Source organism: Phreatobacter sp. GW821-FHT04C01 (assembly GCF_059420385.1).
Window position 1 is genome coordinate 559,859 of the sequence record NZ_JBWKTP010000004.1, and the last position, 21,532, is coordinate 581,390.

Genomic DNA, 21,532 nt, shown 5'->3' on the forward strand with positions numbered 1-21,532 from the left:
CGAATTCCCTATTTTCCGGGCAGATCAGGAATTTGCCAGTGGTTACTTATGTGGATGCCGGGACTGCGCCGATGCGCAAGAACGGCCAGATCAAGCTTTACGGGCCCGAAGCCTTCGACGGCATGCGCGCGGCGGGACGCCTCGTCGCCGAATGCCTGGACATGCTCGTCGGCGAGGTCGATGTCGGCGTGCCGACCGACCGCATCGACCAGCTCGTGTTCGAATTCGCCATGGATCACCGCGCCTATCCGGCGACGCTGATGTATCGCGGCTACGAGCGCTCGACCTGCACCTCGATCAACCACGTGGTCTGCCACGGCATCCCCAACGACAAGCCGCTGCGCGACGGCGACATCGTCAATGTCGACGTGACCTTCGTGCTCGACGGCTGGCACGGCGACAGCTCGCGCATGTATGCGGTGGGCGAAATCCCGCGCCGGGCCGAGCGGCTGATCGACGTCACCTATGAATCGCTGATGCTGGGGGTTGCCGCGGTCAAGCCGGGCAATACGGTCGGCGATATCGGCCATGCCATCCAGTCCTTCGTCGAACCGCAGCACATGAGCGTGGTGCGCGATTTCTGCGGCCATGGCCTCGGCCGCATGTTCCACGACGAGCCGAACATCGTCCATCTCGGCCGGCCCGGCGAAGGCAGCGTGCTGAAGCCCGGCATGTTCTTCACCATCGAGCCGATGATCAATCTCGGCCGGCCGCATGTGAAGGTGCTGTCCGACGGCTGGACCGCGGTGACCCGCGACCGTTCGCTGTCGGCCCAGTTCGAGCACACGGTCGCGGTGACCGAGACGGGCGTCGAGATCTTCACCCTGTCGCCCAAGGGCCTCGACAAGCCGCCCTATAGGAGCGCGGGCTAAAGCTGACGGTACGGCGATCGAGGCTCGGTGTCTGGAACGGCGCGTTGATGCTCCGTGCGCGTTTTTCGAGGCGAAGATCGCGATGGTGGGTGGCAACGCAGCACTGCGGGACCCAGGCGGAAGTTACACATCGTGGTGACGCGCGCTCTGAACCACGGATTCGTCTGAGACGTCGGTCTGAAGTCGTGGATGGCCGGGACAAGCCCGGCCAAGACGCGCTCCGGCGGCGTGGATCGGTATTCCGTAGGTCAACACCTCGTCTTGCCCGGGCTTGTCCCGGGCATCCACGACTTTGGTTGCATCAAAATCAACCGGTCGTAATCCCTGTGCCGCGGAACTAGAGCCGCCTGCCCTGCTCCTGGTCGGTTTCGCGGATGATGCCCATGAAGCGCCGGATGATGCGCTCGGCCAGGCTCATCGCGCGGTCGACCTCCTGGTCGCTCGGCAGGTTGAGGCTCTGGCCGTCGGCGCCGGGGCGCGCCAGGGCGGTGGCGCCGCCGCGCTTCAGCGCGTCGTTCTCCGCCTTCAGCCGGTCGATCTCGGCTTGCAGCGCGGCCCGGTCGTCGGCCACCAGCCGGCAGGTGAAGCTGCCGTCCTGGCGGCTGCACAGCGAGATCTGGCCGGTGCGGCCGTCCAGGCGCAACAGCCCGTCCGGCGTGTCGCGCAAGCTGAAGCGGCCGGCATCGGGGTCACGCGGCGCGGGCGCCGCGGTTTGGGCGAAAGCGGCGGCCGGCAGCAGGGCCAGACCGAGAGCGAGAACGACTGGGCGCATGACAGCCTCCTTGTCGGCGACCGATCATAACGTGCTTCATGACCGCAGCGTGGCGGTGGACGCGGAACCTCAGCCCGGCCGCCGAGGCTCCGCCGAGACCTATGGCCGCCGGAACAGCGTCTGGAACAAGGCCTGCGACAACGGGAACTGGTTGTTGTCGATCTGCGTCGGCCACAGCCCGTTGACGTTGAAGTAACAGGCATAGGCCAGTTGGGCACTGTTGGTGGTGAACCAGTCATACATCTGCTGCACGAAATACGGATTGTCACCGGCTTCGCCGACGCCCCACTCGGGATAGCTGATGAGCTTGCCATGCGCCGCGGCAAAGGTGCGGTGCCAGCTCAATCCGAACGGACCGTTGAGTGTGATGGTGGCCCAGCGGTCCTCGACCGAGGTGCCGCCCGTGTAGTCGTAGACGTCCAATCCGATGTAGTCGACCACGTCGTCGCCGGGATAGGCCAGGTCCGCCGGGCCCTCCTGCGAGCCCGCCCCGGGGCACCAGTCGAATTTGAAGCCGGCGGATTGCGCGCGGAACAGCCCGACGACGCGGCGGTAGGCTGCAATATATTCGGGATAGTGGCCGACCGCGAACCAGGCCATCGAGCTGATATTCATCTCCCAACCGATCCTGATGATCGCGTCCGGTTGAGCGGCTGCGATCGTCCGGGCGGCATGGGTGAACTCCGCGTCGTGAAGCCCAGCCGCGACGTCCGCAAGTGGTGTTCCGGGAACCGTCAGGCTGACACTCCAGCACAATTTGCGTGCGGGGTTCATGGTTTTCCAGAGGTTCGGCAGCCAATCGAAGGTGCTGTAGTAGTCGGCCCATGCCGAGCAATTGTAGAAGTCCTTGGCGATGACCGACGAGGGCACCTGATTGAGCCAGGTTTCCCAGGCCTTCAGGGTCGTTTCGCGGCCGCTCTCGCCCCAATAGACGAAGGCGCCGGTGGCTTTCGGAAAGATCGATACGCCGCTCGTCTGAACCTGGAATGTGAGAGCGCTCGGCTGCTCGAACAGGACGGCCCAGCTGCTGTTGGTGTGTGCCGACAGCTCGACACGATAGGCCCCCGCCGCGGCGCCCGCCGGAATGGTCAGCGGGTAGGACACGGATACGGTCGAGCCGGCGGTCAGCGCGTTCGGATCGAAACTCTGCTGCAGGCCGCCGATCGGGACATTGGTCGCGACCTCGAAAACCTGAAAGCCGAACGACGATTGCGCCAGGTTCTGATTGATCCTGAAATTCGCGGTGAAGGTGACCGTGGCGTTCGGCGCCACGCTGGTCGCGCTGGCTGTTGCCGACAGCAAGGTCACTGCCGCGGTTGGGCCTTCCTGCACCTGAAAGGTCACTGCGTTGTATTGCTTGGCAATGAGATCCCAGGTGCTGGTCGTGTTGACCGTCACTTCGACCCGATAGGAATCGAGATCGGCGGTGGCCGGAATGGTGAACATGTGCGAGGCCGAAACGGTCGATCCCGCATGCAAGGCGCTGGCCGGCCTGGGGTCGTTATAGGAACCGATCGGAACGTCGCTGGTGACACTGAAGATCTGGTAGTTGAACGAAGTGTCCGGCAGGTTCTGCTGAATAGCGAAATTCGTCGCGACCGTGATGGTTCCGCCGCGAACGACAGATGCGGCGCTGACCGATGTCGGACCGATGGTCACCGGCAGCGGGCCGGCAGTATCGACATTGAAGGTCGCTGCCTGCCGCTGCTCGACAAGGGTGGTCCAGCCGCTGTTGACGTGAGCGTGAACCTGCACTCCGTACAGGCCCAATGCCGTGCCCGCCGGAACCACGAGGGGAAAGGAGATATGGATCGTCGATCCCGTCGTCAGGGCGCTTGGCGGAAAACTCTTGTCGTAACCGCCGATCGTCGCGTTGGAGGCAATATTGTAAATCAAATAGCCGAACGACGATTCCGCAAGATTTTCGTTGATTACAAAATCTGTCTCGAAGCTGATTGTGGCGCCCGGAGCAACTGCCTGCGCACTCGCTGTCGTGGCACTTGGTGAAACGGGATTATCGGCCATATTGTACTCTCGTTCGTTGTAAAACTATTCTTCGTACAATTTGGAGCACGCGATATATTGACGAATAGTCAATGTGACGTCTGAATATTGCGTCGATCGAAAACCAATTTTCCGATGTGGAGTAACGAGAGCGGATGCTGCTTATCCGCTCGGCCGCAAGGCGACCGTGGCGGCGCCGGCCAGAGCAATCTGAACCTGCCCGCGTGAGCTTGCCCTGGCTGCGACCGCTCAGGCCGCGCCGGCGGTCCCGATGCGGTCGATACGCCGACGCCTCAGGCGCCGCAGCATGGGGACCTCGACCACACGATGAAAGACGACGCCGGCCGTGACGCAGAGGCCGAAGGTGGCGGCCGCGAGGATCGGTGTGTCGAGTCCGATGGCGGTCCAGACGCCAAGGCGATGCCAGATTGCGACGAGCAGCGAAATCGCCATGCCGTGGGTCAGATAGATCGCGTAGGATGCCTCGCCGAGCAGGCCGGCCAGCGGGATCGCTGGCAAGGCTTGGCGATCCTCGATCGTCACGCTGCCGATGATCAGGCAGATCGCCGGCATGCCCCATACCAGGATGCGGCGCCAGCCTTCGGGCCCCTCGGCAGTCGCGGCCGCGAGGCCGAAGCCGATGAGACCCAGGCCGATCAGGGCAAGCCCGCTGCGGCGGGCGAACCGGAGCCCGCGCAGGCGCAGATGGCCGAAACCGTAGCCGACCAGGAATTCGACCAGCAGCGGATCGGTATAGACGCTGGCCCAGGGCTGCGACGACGGCAGCCAGTGACCCACCGCGACAAAGCCGAGAAGGACGACTGCGATCATGGAGAAGCGCTGGCTCGCCGGCCGGAGCAGCGCGAGCAGGACGATCCCGTAGAAGAACACCTCGTAGTTCAAGGTCCAGCCTTGATAAAGGACCGGGAAAACCTCGCTGGTGCCCGGCCTGAAAGCCGGCAGCATCGCGAGCGACATCACCAGCCATTCGGCCGTCAGCGGCAGGCGTGGAAACAATGCCGGGGCCGCCGCGGCCGCGGTGGCGAGCGCCAGGGTGCACAGCCAGTAAAGTGGCAGCACCCGGACCACCCGGTCATAAGCGAAGCGTCGCGGTGTCACGGTCGCAGAGTTCGCGACCAGCGCAATGACGAAGCCGCTGATGACGAAGAAAATGTCGACACCGGCCGACCCCACCGTCCAGACCGGCCCGAGCACGTGAAAGGCCACCACCATCAAGGCGGCGAAGGCGCGCAGATACTGGATCGACCTCAGCCGGCCGGCACCCTCGGTCATGCGCGCCAATATCCGCTCACGGCGCCGGCGTCAGGCCGCCGGTTCGGGAGCCGCGCCATGGCGTGGAGCCCTGGCATGCGAGGTTGATGAAGCCACCTGTGGAGCATCGAGGATCCGAGACCGGTCTGAGATTGGCGAACAGAGCGCGGCACTGATATCTTACCTGTTCCGTTGCGCCAAACCGATACCCGCAAGCCCGATCAGGCGGGGTGCCTCGCCGCGGCTGCGGCCGCCGGGATGATCGAGGCATTCGATTTCGACGCTGTGGCGGGCGCGGACCAAGCCCTGAGCCACGACCAGAATAGCGCGGTTCGGCCGGCTTGCGGCGTCAGTCTGCGGTGACGCGACGCCATCGATCCGGAACCGCAGGCGGCCACGATCACGTGGCGGTCGCGCCAGGACCGCGACGAGCCCGGCGCCGGACCAGTCGAACGAGATCCTGCCACCGGCCTCGGTGCCGACCCAGGCCATGACGCCTGTTTCGTCGTGGCGCCGGCTCCACCCCGTGTTGCCGGTGGGGGTGAGATCCGCCGAGACGCGCCAGTCGACGAACTGAAAGATGTCGGAATGCAACGGTGACGGCAGCGCGGCAACAGCATCGGATCCGCCGGACGGGCCGGAAGCACGGCTGCTCTCGAACAGCGTCGTTACGAAGCGCGCGGTCGCCGCATGACCCGCGTCGTTGGGATGCGCCTCGTCGACGAGGAAATCCGCCCAGCGCCGGCGACCCGCCGCCATTTCGGGCCAAAGCGCGTCGCGAAAACTGACCATCGGCAATTGGTAGTGCTGGCCGACCTTTGCCTGCATCTCCTGCGTGCTGCCGCCGCCTTGCCACATCATGAACAGCAGGACGACCGCGGGCGCGTTGGGCTCGGCCAGGATCTGGCGCACGAGCCCCTCGAAGGCCTCGCCGTCGGTCCAGGCGTCATTGATGGCGAATTCGATGAGGACGACATCCGGACGGCTCGGCAGGAGGTCCCTGCCCGCCCGCAGCGCGCCATACATCGAGCCGGTTCCGCCGATGCCGGCATTGACGAGGCGGATCCGGCTTCGCGGAAATTGCGCCTGCCACCAGGCCAGCAGATGCGCCGCGTAGCTGTTTTCCGGCCTGGTGGCCCGGGCGCCCGCCGTAATCGAGCCACCGATCACGCCAAGCGTAATCGGCTCGCCGCGGCTTGCCTTGGCAAAGGCCCGTTGCAGCCGGGCCGGATCGCCTGGCGCGAGCTGCGACCGGGCGACGATGCCGGACGTCAATGACGCCGGTGCCGCGGCCCGCAGGCTGCCTGGGACCATGATGCAGGAGCCGAGCAGCAAGCTCGCCGCGCGCCGCGTGCAGAGCACGCGCCCGCCACCGCGGTCGTCGGCGGCCGGCCTCACCGGACCGGGTCCAGGCGGGCGGCCGCGACCGGACGATGCCACTTGCGGCTGGCATGCAGGAAGGGCCGCTCGACGAGGTAATAGCAGACGAGGCCGGTCAGGATGCCGGCCAGGATCGCCAGGGCTGAACAGGCCAGGTAGGTCAGCGGCTCGTTGAGATCGAACAGTTGCTTCGACAGCGCCCAGACGGCGGCAACCGGAAAGAGGTGGAACAGATAGAGCGAGTAGGACGTATCGCCGAGATATTTCAACAAGGTGACCTCGGGCAGGTGCCGGCCCGTTTCGATCTGCAGTCCGACGAGGACGATTCCGACAGCGGTCACCGACATCAGCACGTGCAGCGACAAGGACAACTGATGGGTGTTGTCCCAGGCGATGCCATAGAAGAGTGCGACGAGAACAATGGCCACGCCCGCCAGGGGCCAGCCCAAGGCTCCCCCGAGGCGCTCGACCAGTCCATGTCGATAGGCCTGAGCCAAAAGCGCGCCGAATCCGAACCCGATCAGGCTCGCGCTGGTGTAGAACGCCTGCATATGGGTCGGCTCCGTCATGGTCTGGCCGAGCCAGACGAGTGACGCCAGCAGGCCGCACAGAACCAGAGTGCGCGCCTCCGACTTCAGAAAGAACAAGCTGGCGAAGATGGCGTAGAAGAACGCCTCGTAGTCCAAGGTCCAGCCGAGCAGCAGCAAGGGCGCCTTGGGATCGACCGACGGCACGAACAGCAGCGACATCAGCAGCCCGTCAATGGTCGGAACCGTCGTGCGGAATTGGCTGGGAATGGCGATCGCCAGAATGGCGACGACCAGGGTCGCGACCCAATAGGCGGGGACGATCCGAAAGATCCGCCGTGCCAGGAAGTCCCGGGGATCGAAGCGACCGTCACCGGCGATCATGGTGATGATGAAGCCGCTGATCACGAAAAACACCTCGACACCGAGGCGCCCGGTCTTCAGCAGGCCGAAATTGACGTCGCTGAGCGGCCATTTCAGGGCATGCGCCACGAGGACGCTTAACGCAGCAAGACCGCGTAGATATTGGATCGAAACGAGCTGTTCCGACGCGCCGGTCGTCCCGAAATGAACTTGCCGTGAACCTGTCTTTGCCATTGTGGAGCGCCCTGAGCGTGTATCCCTGATTGCATCTCCTGCTTGGCAAGGTCGCGGCCATCGGCCGCGACGACGGCGATCATGCGCCGCATCCCGCGCCGATCGAGTCGATTTCGGCTGACGCGGGCGACGCGCGCCGCCTTAGACTTCACCATAGGGCAAGCTTTGGCTTGTCCGGGCCGGTGCACCCGGCGTAAATGGTGCTGTGTCACCGCTTTTTGTCGATATCCGACCGCGGTGTCCCGAGGGACAGACCTGATCGATGTCGCAGACCACCGCATTCCGCCTCGATGGGAGGGAGGAGACGTGGACGCACGTTGTACGGGCAGTTCTGTTCGTCGCCGTGTGGGGCCTCATCTGGATCACGCTGGATCCGTTTGGAAACCTCGGCAGCGAAGACCTGCTGGGGCCGACTTCGGGCAACGATCTCTGGATCTATATTTCATTCGGCCTGATGGCGATGATGGTTGTCGGCGCAACGATCGGGCGCTGGAAGCATGTCCAGTTCGCGCTGACCGATCGCATGTTCATCTGCCTGGTCGTCTATATCGCCTATACGGTCGTCGCATCGGCTGACCCGAGCGCATCGTTGCGTCGCTATATTCTCTTTGTCGTCGTCGCGCTGATCGCAGCCCTGGTCTGCCTGCTGCCCAGGAATCGCGACGAATTCGCGCGCCTGTTGATCGGTACCTGCTGGTTCGTTCTTTTGCTGTCCTATGCGGGCGTCCTGCTGATCCCCGAACATGCCGTGCACCAGGCGACCGACCTTGTCGAAGCGCGTCTGGCCGGTGACTGGCGTGGTGTTTTCGGCCACAAGAACCTGGCCGGCGGCGTGTTTTCGACCATGGTGTTCATCGGCATTTTTGCCGCACGGACCGGAATGCCGGCGGCGGGCATCGGGGTCAGCTGTCTCGCGGGGATCTTCGTGATTCTCTCCAGCGCCAAGAGTTCGATCATCATCCTGGCCCTGACCCTGCTGACCTCGGGCCTCTGTGCCGGCGTCAGATCCGGCTTCTGGCGCGGGCTGATCGTCGCGGCACCGCTAGTCTTCCTGCTTTCGATCGGCGTCGGATCGGCAATCAGCCCGCAACTGGCGTCCATGGTCGCCGCCCTGCCCTTCGACACGACGTTCACGGGCCGCACCGATATTTGGACATTCGCGCTCGAGCATTTCGCCGAGAAACCGCTGACCGGCCACGGCTTCATGGCTTTCTGGTCGCTCGAGAACACCAAGATGGACGTCGAGGACAATGAGCAATGGGCCGGGTCGGCGGCCAATGCCCACAACGGCTATCTCGATACGGCGTTGAATATCGGCTTGATCGGGCTGGCGCTGGTCGTGTTGGTCCTGGTCATCGAGCCGTTCCTCAATCACGCCAGAGCGAGGCGCCAGGGCGCCGATCCGGCGTTGACCACGCTGTTCTTCCAGATGTGGCTGTTCTGCATCTACCTGTCCTGCATGGAGAGCTTCCTGTTTGCCCGCACCGATCCGGTCTGGTTCACCTTGCTGGTGGCGGTCTTCGGGCTGCGGATGATGGCGCGGTTCCGTGTCGTGCCGAACCAAGCCGCCCCTCCCGCCGGCGGCGGAGGTTGACCTCATGCCGATATCGGAACTCTCGCGGCGCGGCCTGATCGGCGCCATCGGCGCGCTACCCCTGGTGGCCCTGGCCGGTCCGCCGGCCGGTGCGCAGTCGGCACCGACGCGCAAATGGAGCGTGCCCTATGGCGCGGCACTGCGCGGCGGCGCGCTGGCCGAGGATACCGAATATCGCAACACGCTGACCGCCTATTGCGATGTGCTGGTGTCCGAGGGCGGTCTGAAGTGGGCCGATCTCCGGCCGACCAGGGACCGCTTCGACTTCTCCGAGGCCGATCGCTACCTGGCCTTCGCCAGCACCAACGACATGCAGTTTCGTGGCCATACCCTGGTCTGGCATGGCGCGCTGCCGAAATGGGCCGAGGCGATCGACAACGCCGTGGTCGCCGAACGCGAAATGATCCGGCATATTGAAACGGTGATGGGGCGTTATCGCGGCCGCATCGCCAACTGGGATGTGGTCAACGAGGCGATCGCCGAGGATCCGCAGACGCCTTCCGGTCTGCGCGACAGCCCATGGCTTCGCCATATCGGGCCGCGCTATGTGGCGCTGGCGTTGCGGGCCGCCGCGCAGGCCGATCCGGGCGCCAAGCTGATCATCAATGATTTCGACATTGAATTCGTCGGCGATCGCTACAAGCGCAAGCGCGAAGCTTTTCTCCGGCTGATCCGGTCGCTGCGCGCCGACAACGTGCCGCTGCACGGTGTCGGTTTGCAGGGCCATCTCAGCGAAAACCAGATCGACCAGGCCGGCCTGACCGCCTTCGTCAATGAGATCAAGGCGATGGGCCTGGAGTTCATGGTCACCGAGCTCGACGTGGTCGACAACAAGATGCCCGGGCCGCCGGACATGCGCGACATGGTGGCGGCCGCGCGCGTCCACGACTTCCTCGGCGCCATCTTCGCGGCGATGAAGCCGAGCGCGGTGCTGACCTGGGGCATTACCGACAAGTACAGCTGGGTGCCGATCTATTTCAAACGCGGCGACGGCCTGCCGAACCGGCCTTTGCCCTTCGACGTCCAATACAAGCCGAAGCCGATGATGCAGGTCATCGAGCATTTCTGCCGCTGACACCCATCCAAGACCAGGGCCGGCTTTCTGGTGCCGGCCTCGGGGCAAGCCAGTCCCAAGGACATGACATGACCATCAAGACCGCCATTGCCGAGCCCGCGCCGGTATCGACCACGACCGGCTTCGCCCTGATCTGCCTCGCGGTGGCCCTGGTCCTGATCATTCCGGTCTGGCTGGTCGATATCGTGCCGACGCAGGACGGCCCGATCCACCTGACCCAGGCCGACATGATCGCGCGCTTCGGCTGGGGCGGCGCGCTGTCGGAACCGACCCGGACGTTCTACGAGTGGAATGCGCGGATCGAGCCCAATTACAGCGTCTACATCATCCTTGCCGCCCTGATCCGGATGACCGGCGATACCTTGGTCGCGCAGTCGGTCTATCTGACGCTCTACGGATTGTTCTCGGTGCTCGCGGCCTATTGGGCGACGCGCGCCGAGACCGATCGTCCGCTCCTGCCGTTTCTGCTGCTCATGCCGATCGCCTTCGGCCTCTACATCCATTTCGGTTTCTTCAACTATGCCCTGGGCTTTCCGGCCTTCCTCGCCTTCGCCGCGCTGTGGCGCCGCATCGGCGACCAGAGAACGCCATGGACCTTCGCGGCCCTGGCCGTGGCGCTGTTCGCGCTCGGCCTGACCCATCTCGCCACCCTGGTCGCGGCCTGCCTCCTGATGGCCGCCGGCGGACTGGCGCGCGCCCTGTCGCGGCCGGCCGCCGAGCCCGTGGGCGCAACGGCGCGGCGCCTGATCGGCGACGGCGTCTGGTCGGTCGCCGCCGCGCTGCCGGCGCTGGCGCTGATCGTCGCCTTCCTCGTCGCCTATCCGTCCGCGACCACCGACGCGGCCAATCTGCGCTATTCGATCTTCTCGGTGGTGCGCCGGCTCATCACCCTGCACTACCTGTTCAGCTATACGTGGTGGGAAGTGGTGGCCCTGGCGCCGCTGATCGGCGGCATGGCCTGTGCGGCGATCCTGGCGTTGAGGCGCTGGCGCGGCGGCGACCTGGTCTGGCCGCTCTTCACGGTGCTCGTGCTGCTGGTCTCGGCGCTCGACCTGCGGACCGCGCAGGGCGTGCCGCTGGCCGAGCGGCTGGCGCCCTATAGCTGGATCGGCGTGGCGCTGGCGATCGCCTCGCGCCAGCCGGCGGCGCATGTCGCCCGCATCCTCTCCGTCCTGGCCTTGGTGGCGCTGGCCGCCCAGAGCGGCATTCGCACAGTCGCCTATTTCGCCTGGGCCGAGACCTCGAAGGCGGCGCTGGCCGCCGGCCGCAACCATCCGGGGCAGAGCTTCGCCGGCGCCGACCTGACCGAGCTGACCAGCGCCAATTATGCCTGGCATGTGCAGCCGGGCGTCCATATCCATCAGCTCGCCGCGTTGACCTCGGGTGGCGTCGGCATGGGATCGGCGCTGCCGTCGATGCGCTTCTACGGCTATTATCCGCTGCGCTACGTGCCGGCGCAGGATTTCATCTTCGCCATGCCGAAATGGGAGCTGGAACCGGGCCTGGTCTCGCTGGCGGCGTTCCGCCGCGAACACCAGGGCGCGCCCAAGGTGCTGATCATCGTCGCGGCCGGCGAGAGCGGCGAGGCCCTGGGGCGCTTCCACGGCTACCGGGACTGCGCGACGGCGCAGGGCGCGCGGCGATCGCTGCTGACCTGTACCGGGCCGAATTGAACGAAGGCCGGATCGCGCCAGGGTGAAGCGGGGCGTCGAAGGCCGCCCCATCCTTGAATGCAGTGCTCGTAAATCCGGGGCGAGCAGGTTCTCTCGGCCGCTACGCGCGATCGGCGCGCGGCCGGAAGGTGAACGAGCGGTGGCCGACGAAGTTGGCGAGCGCGCCGACGCCGATGGCGACGCCGTGGGCGCCGGCATCGATCAGGCGGCCGCCCGATCCCAGCAGGGTTTCCAGGCCGCCCTTGAGGCCGACGGCGACGCCGAACACCACCACCGCGCTCAGTGCGTTGACCAGGACGAAGCCGATCGCCTGTTCGGCGAGCGTGGCCTCGTGGTCGGTCCAGACGACGGTGCGATAGAGCACGAAGCCGACCACCATGCCGATGCCATAGGCCAGGACGACCGAGACCTCGAACGGCATGAGGGATGACAGGGCGATGCGCGCGGCCCAGTTGACGAAGGCCGCGAAACCGCCGCAGACCAGGAACCGGCCGGCTTCTCCGGTCAGGCGCGTCATGACGGCGCGTCGCCAGGACGAGGCGTTCAGGCCGGCCATGGCAGCGCCCCGCCGAGATGGGCGGCCAGGAAGGCCAGCACGAGCGCGCCGCCGAGCATCAGGCTCGGCTTGTCCTTGATGGCGAAGGTGACCGGATCGTCGTCGAGCAGGCCGCGCTGCGACAGCAGCCAGATGCGCATCTGCCAGAGGAAGATGATGACCGGCGCGCACCACAGGAAATTCGGCGCCGTGTAGTGGCCGGCGCGGAAACCCTCGGCCATCAGGTAGAGGATCAGGATCAGCACCGAGCTCGCCACCGCGGCAAGGCCCATGCCGAGCAGCAGCGGCTCGTCCAACGCCTGGTAGCCGCGGCCGCGCAGGGCGACGCCGTGAATCTTGGCGCGGGTCAGCTCGGTATGGCGCTTCGCGGTGGACAGCGACAGGAACAGCGCGAAGGAGAAGACGAAGAGCCAGGGCGAGATGATCGCGCCAATGGCGACGACGCCCAGCAGCAGGCGAAGCGTGAACAGGCCGGCGAGCATCGAGACGTCGACGATCGGCACGCGCTTCAGCCAGAGCGAATAGGTCAACGTCGCCGCGACATAGAGCGCCGTGACCAGCACCGTCGCCGGCCCCGCCAGCGCCGCGAAGCCGAAACCCAGCAGCATCAGCACGGGCAGGCCGAGCAGTGCCTGCGAGATGGCCAGCGCGCCGCTGGCGAGCGGCCGCTCGCGCTTCGACCAGTGCTGGCGGTCATGCGGCAGGTCGAAGAGGTCGTTGACCAGATAGGTCGCCGAGGCGACGAGGCCGAGGCCGAGAAAGGCCAGGGTTGCGGCGATCCAGGCCTTGGGTGCGAAGAGCATGCCGGCGAGCGGGATCGGCGCGAAGATCAGGGCGTTCTTGGCCCATTGCTTCAGGCGCAACGCCCGCGCCCAGATGGCGACAGCGGAACGCGTGTCGCCGATCACCTCGGCCGGCTTGCCCAAGGCCTTGGCGCGGGCGACGACCGAAGCCGATGCCCGCACCACGATAATGGAATGGGCCGCCGCGAAGACCGGCAGGTCGGCCGCGCTGTCGCCGGCATAGTCGAAGCCGTCGGGGAAAGCCTTGCTCAAGGCCTCGGCCTTGGCGCGGCCCTTCAGATTGGTCGTGGCGTCCGAGGCGATGACCCGGCTGATGAACGGGAAGCGCTCGGCAAGGCCCCGCGCCAGCGTCTCGGTGGTCGCGGTGGCGAGAACGACCGTGCGGCCGGACGCGGTGGCGGCCTTGGCCAATGCGACCACCCGCTGATCGACCGGCAAGGTCGCCATGTCGGGCGCGGCCTGCAGCGCCAGCCGCTGCTTCAGCACGGCGCGTCCCTGCAGGGCCCAGAGCAGGATCGAAAAGAAGATCAGCGGGTTCTGCCGCAACGCCGCGACGATGCATTCGAGCAGCATGTCGGTGCGCAGCAAGGTGCCGTCGAGGTCGAGCACCAGCGGGCGCCCGATGGCGGACGATGACGTGGTCTCCGGCGCGGGTTGCGCGACAACGGGACGGATCGCCGCATCGAAGCCGGACCTCTCGTCCTGTTCCGGGGCAATGATTGTCGCGCGATGATACATGGCTCGTCTCCGCCGCCTCTGGAGAACAGCTTTCGCAATATCGGTGCCAGCGGTCGCGGCGGCCCGGCCAAGGCTCGGTCCCGGCCTTCGGCGCCTTGACGCCGCGCGCCGATTGACCTGCGGGCCTAGCCAATCGATCCGCATGTCGCCGCCGGTGGCATGAGAAGCGCGGTTGAGGGGCCTCCAGCCGCTGGCGCGCCATTGTCGCGCTCGCGCAACGCTGCCTGTGAAACCATCAGGTCGCCCTGGTTTTCCCCGGCTGCGGATTTGCCCGAGGCGGCGGATTTGCCACCATCACGCGAATCGCCGCGTCAGCGCGCGGTTTCGATCGCAAGCCCACGTCGTCAGGAAAGCCAGTTCCGCCATGAAGACTGTCATGCTCGCCGGCATTGCCGCCATTGCCCTCGTCTCCGGCGCCCAGGCGGCCGATCTCGGCGCTGTGCGCATGTCGGTGCCGGCCGCGGTGCTCGCGCCCGCAATCAACTGGACCGGGTTTTATGCCGGCGGCCATCTCGGTTATGGTTGGGGCCGTACCGGATGGACCTTGCAGAATGGCGGCACGCCGGTTCCGAGCGATCCCAAGGGCATCTTCGGTGGTGTTCAGGCCGGTTATAACTGGCAGTTCGGCGCCAACGGGCTGATCGGCGTCGAAACCGACCTGAGCCTTGCCGACCTGCGCGACCGGGAGCCCTGCCCCAACCCTTCCTATAGCTGTTTCAGCAGGGTGAACTGGCTGGGGACTGCCCGGGTGCGGGCCGGCTTCGTGGTCGACAAAGCCCTGTTCTACGCCACCGGCGGCCTTGCCTACGGCAGCGCAACGCTCGGTGGGGCCTTGGGCCCCGGCATCGTTCTCGGCGTCTCCACGACCCAGACCCGGGTCGGGTTCGCGCTCGGCGCCGGCGTCGAATACGCCTTCGCGCCGAACTGGAGCGCCAGGCTCGAATATCTCTATTACAATCTCGGTTCGTCGCGTTATCAGGTTTCGACCAGCCCCGAATTTGCCCGGGCGACGGTGCAGGCCCATACGGTCCGGATCGGCGTGAACTACCTGTTCACCACCGGCCCGCAAGCGGTCGTCGCCCGCTACTGACCGCTTCGGCTTCGGAATGGCAGCGGCGTCGTGGACGACGCCGTGGGCCTCCCCCGATGAGCACGACAGCCGGTCCTACTGCCGAAAGTAGACGACCATTTTCAGGTGCCGGTACTCGTCGACCGTCAGGATCTCGTGAACGAACCCAATGCGCGTGTTCTCCGGATCGACCAGGGTCCTGATGCCCCGCGCTTGGCTTGCCATGTTCGGCTGCGCGAACCATCGGCGGAAATCCGGGGACAGCCTCCTCATTTCATCGACCAGAGCAAGCATCGCCGGATCGTCGGGAGCGGTGGCCAGATCGTAGCGAAACTGCGCGAGTAACGCCGGCGCTTCCTCGCCCCAGTGGGGAAGACGCGGGCGGAACGCCGGATCGGCGAAAATCAGGCGGATGATATTGCGGCCCGGTTGCGCGCGGTTTGCGAAGCCGAACACATCGTCGGCCGCGGCATTCCATGCAACGACATCCCAGCGCAGGTTGGTGACATAGGCGGGTCGCGCGACGAGATCATCCAGCAAGGTCTGGATGAGCGGGCTCACGGATGGCCATTGATAGGCTTCGGGCGGTGGCGGGCGCCGATGCGCCAGCAGGAAAAGGTGGCTGCACTCGGCATCGTCCAGCTTCAGCGCTTTCGCCACCTTGAGCAGAAAGCTTTCCGAGACCTGGATGTCTCGCCCCTGCTCGAGCCACGTGTACCAGCTCAGACCGACACCCGCGCGCGTGGCCACTTCCTCCCGGCGCAGGCCGGGCGTGCGGCGGTGACCGGTCGAGGGCAAGCCCGCATCGGCCGGCGAAAGCTTTTTCCTGTGATGCGTCAGGAAATCGGAGAGGTCGGTTCGGGTGCGGGCAAGCGTGCGGTCGGACAAGACTATTGGCTCTGGTAACAGGATAATTTCCGATATTGTAACAGGATCATCGTGCCTCGAATGTCCGCCCGCGACAAGGAGGCCGCATGACTTCGCAGGGCGAACCCGATCTTTCCCTTTCCAGAACGGCGACCGACGTCGCTGCTTCCGATCCCGCGGCGGCCGGAGCACGGCAATGGCTGGGGCTGGCGCTGCTGGCCTTGCCGACCATCTTGCTCGGGCTGGATCTGACGCTGCTCCATCTGGCGCTTCCGGCGCTCGCCGCCGATCTGCAGCCGAGCAGCATGGAAGCACTGTGGATCATGGACGCCTACGGTTTCATGATCGCGGGCTTCCTCATCACCATGGGGACGCTCGGCGACCGTATCGGTCGTCGCAAGCTCCTGATGGCGGGGGCGGCCGCCTTCGCCGTCGCCTCGGTGCTCGCGGCCTTCTCGACCAGCGCGGTCATGCTGATCGGGGCCCGGGCACTGCTCGGGATGGCCGGAGCCACCCTGATGCCGTCGACGCTGGCGCTCATCACCAACATGTTCGCCGATCCGCGACAGCGGGCCCTCGGCTTCGGGATATGGGCGACCATGTTCGCGCTCGGCATGGCGATGGGACCGGTCGTGGGCGGCGTGCTGCTGGAGCATTTCTGGTGGGGCGCGGCCTTTCTCATCGCCGTGCCTGTCGTCGGCCTGCTGCTCGTGCTGGCGCCGGTCCTGCTGCCCGACTATCGCGCATCGCAGGCCGGCCGCCTCGACCTTGCGAGCGTCGGCCTTTCGCTCGCGGCCATGCTGCCCGTGGTCTATGGCATCAAGCAGATCGCCAAGGGCGGTTTCGGGCTTCAGCCCGTTGGTGCGATCACCGTGGGGCTCATCTTCGCCACGGTGTTCGTGCGCCGCCAGCGGCGCCTCGCCGATCCGCTGCTCGACATGTCGCTGTTTGCCAGCAGAGCCTTCAGCGTCGCCCTGATCGTGCTTCTCTTCGCCCTCGTCGCCGTCGGCGGCACGATGCTGCTGGTCACGCAATATCTGCAACTCGTGGCCGGATTTTCGCCGCTCGTCGCGGGCCTCTGGATGGGGCCGCCCGCCTTGGCCATGGTCGCTGCCGGCGTCGCGGCGCCGCTCATTGCGCGGCGCGTTCGGCCAGGCTTTGTCGTCGCCGGAGCGCTGGGCCTGTCGGTGCTGGGCTATCTGATGCTCACCCAATTGGACAAGGGCGCTTCCGGCGTCGCTATTGTCGTCGCCGGCTTCTCGTTGGCCTATCTCGGGCTTGGCACGATCGCCGCCCTGGGGACGGACCTGGTGGTCGGCTCGGCCCCCGCCGACAAGGCAGGTTCCGCCTCGGCGATGTCCGAGACGGTGCAGGATCTCGGCGTATCGCTCGGCATCGCCGTGCTCGGCAGCCTCGCCACCGCCCTCTACCGCCGGACAATGCTCGACCGCATCCCCGAGAGCCTCGGCCACGACGCGCGCCAGGCCGTCGGCGACAGCTTGTGGGCGGCGTCTTCGGTTGCCGCGGATCTGCCGCCCGGCCTCCTGGAACAGGCGCGGGCTGCGTTCACGGCAGGGTTCAATGGCGCGGCGGCGTTCAGTGCCGTCAGCGTTCTCATCCTGGCCATCCTCGCCGCCGTCGCGCTCCGGCATATTGGCGTCACTGACGGTCGCGAGCCGCAACGCTGACGTTGGCGGCGCCTCCGGCGCGCAGCCTGCCCCCTCCCCGGCGTGGGCGAGGCCGCCGCCGGCCGGGCGCTGTCAGGTACGGGCGAGATCGGCGGGCAGGCGCGCCATCACGGACATGGCTCGCGGCCACACCGCCGCTTCGTCCTGCGGGCTGAGGCCCGGGACATGCTGGACCGGGGCAGTCGCCGGCCGGCCGATGGCGGTATAAGCCAGGCCCGCCGCCACCGCCGCCGCCGGCTCGTAGAGATTGCGCAGGTCGACCAGGACCGGCCGGCGCAGGGTCCGCCGCAGGCGCTTCAGGTCGAGGCCGCGAAATTCCGACCATTCGGTCAGGATGAGCGCGAGATCGGCGCCGTCGGCCGCGTCCAGCGCGCTCGAGGCCATCTCGACCCCGGGCAGCAGCGCCTTGGCATTGGCCATCCCGGCCGGATCATAGGCGCGAATGCGGGCACCGGCCTTGATCAATTGCGGCAGGATGACCAGGGAAGCCGCCGAGCGCATGTCGTCGGTGCCGCCCTTGAAGGTCAGGCCGAGCACGCCGATGGTCTTGCCGGCGACCGAGCCGCCCGCCGCGCGAATGATCTTGCGGACCATTTCGCCCTTGCGCGCGTCATTCACCGCGACCGCCGTCTCGACCGAGCGCAGCGGCATGCCGGCGTCCTGCGCGGTCTTCATCAAGGCCAGCATGTCCTTGGGAAAACACGAGCCGCCGAAACCCGGGCCGGCCTTGAGGAACTGCGCGCCGATGCGGCTGTCGAGGCCGATGCCCTGCGCCACGTCCTCGACGTCGGCACCGACCTCCTCGCACAGGTTGGCGATCTCGTTGATATAGGTGATCTTCAGCGCCAGGAAGCAATTGGCGGCATATTTGATCAGTTCGGCGGTGCGCCGGCTGGTGAAGACCAGGGGATGGCCGGCCGCCGTGATCGGGGCATAGATGGCGGCCATGGCGTCGCGCGCCCAGGCCTCGTCGGTGCCGACGACGATCCGGTCGGGATGCATGAAATCGGCGATTGCGACGCCTTCGCGCAGGAATTCGGGGTTGGACACCACCGCGAAATCCGCATCCGGCCGGGCAGCCCGCATGATCGCCTCGACCTCGTCGCCGGTGCCGACAGGCACGGTCGACTTGGTGACGACGACGGTGCGGCTTTCGAGCGCTTCGGCGACGTCGCGTGCCACCGCGTGGACCTGGGTCAGGTCGGCATGGCCGTCGGCCGGGCGCGGCGGCGTGCCGACGCAGATGAACACCGCGTCGGCCGCGGCGACCGCCGTCGGCAGGCTGGTGCTGAAACCGAGCTTTTCGGCCTCGGCGATGCGTTCGGCGAGACCGGTCTCGTGGATCGGCATCTGGCCACGGCGAAGCATGGCGATGCGCGCGGCGTCGCGATCGACCACGGTCACCCGGTGGCCGAGAAGCGCCAGGCAGGTGCCGGTGACCAGGCCGACATAACCGGCGCCGATCACGGCGATGCTCATCGAGGGAGCCCGGACATCGTTCGATGTCTGCTCCAGCCGCGCGACCCGCGGCGAACCCGGCACATGCATGTTCATCTGACGGCCCTGACCTGTTGCTCGCCCTGGGCCAGCAGCCCGTCGAAATAGGTGATGGTCTTCAGCAGGCCGTCGCGCAGGGCGACGGTCGGCTCCCAGTCGATCAGCTGCTTGGCGAGGCTGATGTCGGGGCGGCGCTGGCGCGGATCGTCGACCGGCAAGGGCTCGCGCACCAGGCGCGAGCGCGAGCCGGTCAGTTCGATCACGGTCTCGGCCAGCGCGCGAATGGTGAACTCGCCGGGATTGCCGAGATTGATCGGTCCCGAGACGTCGTCGGCGGTCCGGTCCATGGTGCGCACCAGGCCCTCGACGAGATCGTCGACATAACAGAAGGAGCGAGTCTGCTCGCCGTCGCCGAACAAGGTGATCGGCTGGTTGGTCAGCGCCTGGATGATGAAATTGGACACGACGCGGCCGTCATCGGGCTGCATGCGCGGGCCGTAGGTGTTGAAGATGCGGACGACCTTGATCGGCAGCTGGTGCTGCTGCTTGTAGGCGAAGAACAGCGTCTCGGCGCAGCGCTTGCCCTCGTCGTAGCAGGCGCGCGGGCCGATCGGGTTGACGTTGCCCCAGTAGCTTTCGACCTGGGGGTGGACATAGGGGTCGCCATAGACCTCGCTGGTCGAGGCCTGCAGGATCTTGGCCTTCAGCCGGTTGGCGAGGCCGAGCATGTTCATGGCGCCCATGACCGAGGTCTTGACCGTCTGGATCGGGTCGCGCTGGTAATGGATCGGCGATGCCGGGCAGGCCAGATTGTAGATCTGGTCGACTTCGACGTGCAGCGGCACGGTGACGTCGTGGCGCATCAGCTCGAACTTGCGATGATCGAGCAGGTGCATGACGTTGTCGCGCCGGCCGGTGAAGAAGTTGTCGACGCAGACGACCTCGTGACCGCTCTCGAGCAGGCGCTCGCAGAGGTGGCTGCCGATGAAGCCGGAACCTCCGGTCACCAGGACGCGGCGGGTGTCAGAGGACGGAGCCGACCGTCTAAACATCGGGGTGATGCTCATGCGCTGTATCCTTCCGGGGCATGCTTGCTGATGATGAACCGGTCCCGCAGCCAGGCGAGCAGGCAACCGAATGCCAGACCCGCGACGAGGGCGCCGGCGAGAACCAGGTTCGAGGGGGGATAGCTGACCCGGAACGCCGCGGCGGCCGGGGTGATCACGCGGAAATTGGCGGTGGCGATGTCTTCCTGCTCGCTGCTCTGCTTGGCGCGGGCGAGAACGCTTTCCAGGACCGCGCGGGAGGCGTCGGCGTCGCGCTGCAATTCACGCATCCTGACCTGGGCCTCGTTATTGCCGAGCGACAGCTGCTTGAGCCGGCTGAGATTCTCCGACAGCGTGGTCTCGCCGCGGCGCGCCAGGTCGAGCGCGCTGCGCGCCCGCTGGATCGCCAGCCGCACCTCGGTGTTGAGCTGCTGCTGGATGATCGCGCGCTGGGCGTCGAGGCTGCGGATCTCCGGATGCCGGGGGCCGAGTTGCGCGCCGAGGTTCGCCTTGCTCCGGTCGAGCTCCGCGAGGCTGGAGCGCAAGCCGGCGATGACGGGGGAATCCAGGCCGTCGGCGGCGGAAGCGGCGCCGGGACCGTCCTGGGCCAGGCGCTGCGCCTGGTCGAAACGGGCCTGGGCCTCTTCGCGGCGCGCCCGCGCCACGCCCAGCCGGGCGCTGAGGTCCTGCAATTGCTGGTCGTCGATGAGCACGCCCTGGGTGCTGACCAGATTGTTGGCGCGCCGATAGGCTTCGACGCGGTCCTCGGCCTCGGTGAGGTTCTGGCGCAGCGATGCGAGCCGGGCGGTCAAGGCCTCGGTGGTGTCGCGCGTGGAACTGGAGGTGGCCGACGCCTGGTCGGCGAGATAGGCCTCGGCGACCGCATTGGCGATGCGCGCCGCCTTCTGGCGATCGCGCGAGAAGGCGCTGACCTCGATGATATAGGTGTTGCCGACACGCTTGACGAGCAGCAGCCGGCGCAGCCGCTCCATCGCGGCTTCCGCGGGCTGGGCCTGGGGACGTCCCTCGGCTGCCGCACCGGCGAGCACTTCGCGCAGCGATTGAATCATGCCGCTGCCGGGAGCCTTGGCGAATTCGGGATCGGCGGCGAGGCCGAGCTTGTCGATCACCCGCCCGAGGACGGCGTCGGAGCCGATGATTTCGACCTGGCTGTCGACCAGCAGCGTGTCCGCGCCTTGCGAGGACGAGCCGAGACCGGTGGGAACCACCTCGGTCTGCAGCACGCGCTTGGCCCTGGGATCGATGAGCAATTGCGTCTTCGACAGATAGAGCGGCGTTGCCAGCACAAGGAAGGTCAGCGCCGCGGCCATGAACAGGCAGATGGTGCCGGCGATCCACAGCTTGCCGCGCCACAGGATGGCGAACAGGGCCGCGACATCCTGGCTGAAGGCATCGAATCCCGTTTCGACGCGGGCCGGCCGAAACTGGGCCGGCTCCGCCATCGCAACGTTCATCCGATAGTGGTTCGCCAGCATGATGCG

17 protein-coding genes are annotated in these 21,532 nt (G+C 66.5%); 6 read left to right on the plus strand and 11 right to left on the minus strand.

From position 1 onward, the window contains the following. Positions 1-71: 71 nt before the first annotated feature. A complete protein-coding gene (gene map / locus AC07WJ_RS18520; protein ID WP_494936089.1) occupies positions 72-872 on the plus strand; it encodes a type I methionyl aminopeptidase in 801 nt (266 codons plus the stop codon). 337 nt (positions 873-1,209) lie between these two features. Here map and AC07WJ_RS18525 read toward each other — a convergent pair whose 3' ends face one another. The 5 genes from AC07WJ_RS18525 to AC07WJ_RS18545 form a co-directional block, all read right to left on the minus strand. Beyond that, a complete protein-coding gene (locus AC07WJ_RS18525) occupies positions 1,210-1,644 on the minus strand; it encodes a hypothetical protein (RefSeq protein ID WP_494936090.1) in 435 nt (144 codons plus the stop codon). A gap of 99 nt (positions 1,645-1,743) precedes the next feature. Further along, complete coding sequence (locus AC07WJ_RS18530; protein ID WP_494936091.1) at positions 1,744-3,669, minus strand: hypothetical protein; 1,926 nt, start codon at positions 3,667-3,669, stop codon at positions 1,744-1,746. Positions 3,670-3,897: 228 nt separating this feature from the next. Further along, positions 3,898-4,941 carry an acyltransferase family protein gene (locus tag AC07WJ_RS18535; RefSeq protein ID WP_494936092.1) on the minus strand — a complete coding sequence of 348 codons (1,044 nt, stop codon included), beginning with the start codon at positions 4,939-4,941 and terminating at the stop codon, positions 3,898-3,900. Between the two features lie 159 nt (positions 4,942-5,100). Beyond that, positions 5,101-6,318 carry an SGNH/GDSL hydrolase family protein gene (locus tag AC07WJ_RS18540; RefSeq protein ID WP_494936093.1) on the minus strand — a complete coding sequence of 406 codons (1,218 nt, stop codon included), beginning with the start codon at positions 6,316-6,318 and terminating at the stop codon, positions 5,101-5,103. Beyond that, entirely contained in the window at positions 6,315-7,424 is a 1,110-nt protein-coding gene (locus tag AC07WJ_RS18545; protein WP_494936094.1) for an acyltransferase family protein, read from the minus strand. The genes AC07WJ_RS18540 and AC07WJ_RS18545 overlap by 4 nt, the downstream gene beginning before the upstream one ends. A 262-nt stretch (positions 7,425-7,686) precedes the next feature. Between AC07WJ_RS18545 and AC07WJ_RS18550 the strand changes: the two genes are divergently transcribed. The 3 genes from AC07WJ_RS18550 (at position 7,687) to AC07WJ_RS18560 (ending at position 11,766) form a co-directional block, all read left to right on the plus strand. After that, entirely contained in the window at positions 7,687-9,018 is a 1,332-nt protein-coding gene (locus AC07WJ_RS18550) for an O-antigen ligase family protein (RefSeq protein WP_494936095.1), read from the plus strand. A gap of 4 nt (positions 9,019-9,022) precedes the next feature. Continuing rightward, positions 9,023-10,093 (plus strand): endo-1,4-beta-xylanase, encoded by a 1,071-nt coding sequence (locus AC07WJ_RS18555; RefSeq protein ID WP_494936096.1) that lies wholly within the window; start codon positions 9,023-9,025, stop codon positions 10,091-10,093. Between the two features lie 68 nt (positions 10,094-10,161). Then, positions 10,162-11,766: a hypothetical protein gene (locus AC07WJ_RS18560; RefSeq protein WP_494936097.1), complete on the plus strand. Its 1,605-nt coding sequence runs from the start codon at positions 10,162-10,164 to the stop codon at positions 11,764-11,766. Between the two features lie 100 nt (positions 11,767-11,866). On the opposite strand, the gene AC07WJ_RS18565 is transcribed toward AC07WJ_RS18560, so the two are convergent. Both AC07WJ_RS18565 and AC07WJ_RS18570 read right to left on the minus strand, forming a co-directional pair. Then, the gene (locus AC07WJ_RS18565; RefSeq protein WP_494936098.1) at positions 11,867-12,322 is read right to left on the minus strand and encodes a GtrA family protein; all 456 of its coding nucleotides are present in this window, start codon (positions 12,320-12,322) and stop codon (positions 11,867-11,869) included. Further along, positions 12,310-13,863: a UbiA family prenyltransferase gene (locus AC07WJ_RS18570; protein ID WP_494936099.1), complete on the minus strand. Its 1,554-nt coding sequence runs from the start codon at positions 13,861-13,863 to the stop codon at positions 12,310-12,312. The genes AC07WJ_RS18565 and AC07WJ_RS18570 overlap by 13 nt, the downstream gene beginning before the upstream one ends. Before the next feature lie 364 nt (positions 13,864-14,227). Here AC07WJ_RS18570 and AC07WJ_RS18575 point away from each other — a divergent pair, with 364 nt between their 5' ends. After that, positions 14,228-14,953: an outer membrane protein gene (locus AC07WJ_RS18575; protein WP_494936100.1), complete on the plus strand. Its 726-nt coding sequence runs from the start codon at positions 14,228-14,230 to the stop codon at positions 14,951-14,953. 75 nt (positions 14,954-15,028) lie between these two features. Here the strand turns inward: AC07WJ_RS18575 and AC07WJ_RS18580 are convergent, their stop codons facing one another. Further along, positions 15,029-15,820, minus strand: coding sequence for a helix-turn-helix transcriptional regulator (locus AC07WJ_RS18580; protein ID WP_494936101.1), 792 nt, complete (start codon positions 15,818-15,820; stop codon positions 15,029-15,031). 86 nt (positions 15,821-15,906) lie between these two features. Here AC07WJ_RS18580 and AC07WJ_RS18585 point away from each other — a divergent pair, with 86 nt between their 5' ends. Beyond that, positions 15,907-17,487: an MFS transporter gene (locus AC07WJ_RS18585; protein WP_494936102.1), complete on the plus strand. Its 1,581-nt coding sequence runs from the start codon at positions 15,907-15,909 to the stop codon at positions 17,485-17,487. Positions 17,488-17,559: 72 nt separating this feature from the next. Here the strand turns inward: AC07WJ_RS18585 and AC07WJ_RS18590 are convergent, their stop codons facing one another. The 3 genes from AC07WJ_RS18590 to AC07WJ_RS18600 form a co-directional block, all read right to left on the minus strand. Then, positions 17,560-18,966, minus strand: a complete 1,407-nt coding sequence (locus tag AC07WJ_RS18590; RefSeq protein WP_494936255.1) for a UDP-glucose dehydrogenase family protein — start codon at positions 18,964-18,966, stop codon at positions 17,560-17,562. 71 nt (positions 18,967-19,037) lie between these two features. Continuing rightward, the gene (locus tag AC07WJ_RS18595) at positions 19,038-20,051 is read right to left on the minus strand and encodes a UDP-glucuronic acid decarboxylase family protein (protein WP_494936103.1); all 1,014 of its coding nucleotides are present in this window, start codon (positions 20,049-20,051) and stop codon (positions 19,038-19,040) included. Continuing rightward, complete coding sequence (locus AC07WJ_RS18600) at positions 20,048-21,526, minus strand: GumC family protein (protein WP_494936104.1); 1,479 nt, start codon at positions 21,524-21,526, stop codon at positions 20,048-20,050. Before AC07WJ_RS18600 ends, AC07WJ_RS18595 begins: the two co-directional genes overlap by 4 nt. Positions 21,527-21,532: the final 6 nt, after the last annotated feature.

Excerpts from the sequence above, each read along its gene's own strand:
- AC07WJ_RS18570 (WP_494936099.1), bottom strand. The coding sequence starts at position 13,863 with ATGTATCATCGCGCGACAATCATTGCCCCGGAACAGGACGAGAGGTCC.
- AC07WJ_RS18600 (WP_494936104.1), bottom strand. The coding sequence starts at position 21,526 with ATGCTGGCGAACCACTATCGGATGAACGTTGCGATGGCGGAGCCGGCC.
- AC07WJ_RS18550 (WP_494936095.1), top strand. The coding sequence starts at position 7,687 with ATGTCGCAGACCACCGCATTCCGCCTCGATGGGAGGGAGGAGACGTGG.
- AC07WJ_RS18575 (WP_494936100.1), top strand. The coding sequence starts at position 14,228 with ATGAAGACTGTCATGCTCGCCGGCATTGCCGCCATTGCCCTCGTCTCC.
- AC07WJ_RS18535 (WP_494936092.1), bottom strand. The coding sequence starts at position 4,941 with ATGACCGAGGGTGCCGGCCGGCTGAGGTCGATCCAGTATCTGCGCGCC.
- map (WP_494936089.1), top strand. The coding sequence starts at position 72 with ATGCGCAAGAACGGCCAGATCAAGCTTTACGGGCCCGAAGCCTTCGAC.
- AC07WJ_RS18585 (WP_494936102.1), top strand. The coding sequence starts at position 15,907 with ATGACTTCGCAGGGCGAACCCGATCTTTCCCTTTCCAGAACGGCGACC.
- AC07WJ_RS18565 (WP_494936098.1), bottom strand. The coding sequence starts at position 12,322 with ATGGCCGGCCTGAACGCCTCGTCCTGGCGACGCGCCGTCATGACGCGC.
- AC07WJ_RS18590 (WP_494936255.1), bottom strand. The coding sequence starts at position 18,966 with ATGAGCATCGCCGTGATCGGCGCCGGTTATGTCGGCCTGGTCACCGGC.
- AC07WJ_RS18595 (WP_494936103.1), bottom strand. The coding sequence starts at position 20,051 with ATGAGCATCACCCCGATGTTTAGACGGTCGGCTCCGTCCTCTGACACC.
- AC07WJ_RS18545 (WP_494936094.1), bottom strand. The coding sequence starts at position 7,424 with ATGGCAAAGACAGGTTCACGGCAAGTTCATTTCGGGACGACCGGCGCG.
- AC07WJ_RS18555 (WP_494936096.1), top strand. The coding sequence starts at position 9,023 with ATGCCGATATCGGAACTCTCGCGGCGCGGCCTGATCGGCGCCATCGGC.
- AC07WJ_RS18560 (WP_494936097.1), top strand. The coding sequence starts at position 10,162 with ATGACCATCAAGACCGCCATTGCCGAGCCCGCGCCGGTATCGACCACG.
- AC07WJ_RS18525 (WP_494936090.1), bottom strand. The coding sequence starts at position 1,644 with ATGCGCCCAGTCGTTCTCGCTCTCGGTCTGGCCCTGCTGCCGGCCGCC.
- AC07WJ_RS18530 (WP_494936091.1), bottom strand. The coding sequence starts at position 3,669 with ATGGCCGATAATCCCGTTTCACCAAGTGCCACGACAGCGAGTGCGCAG.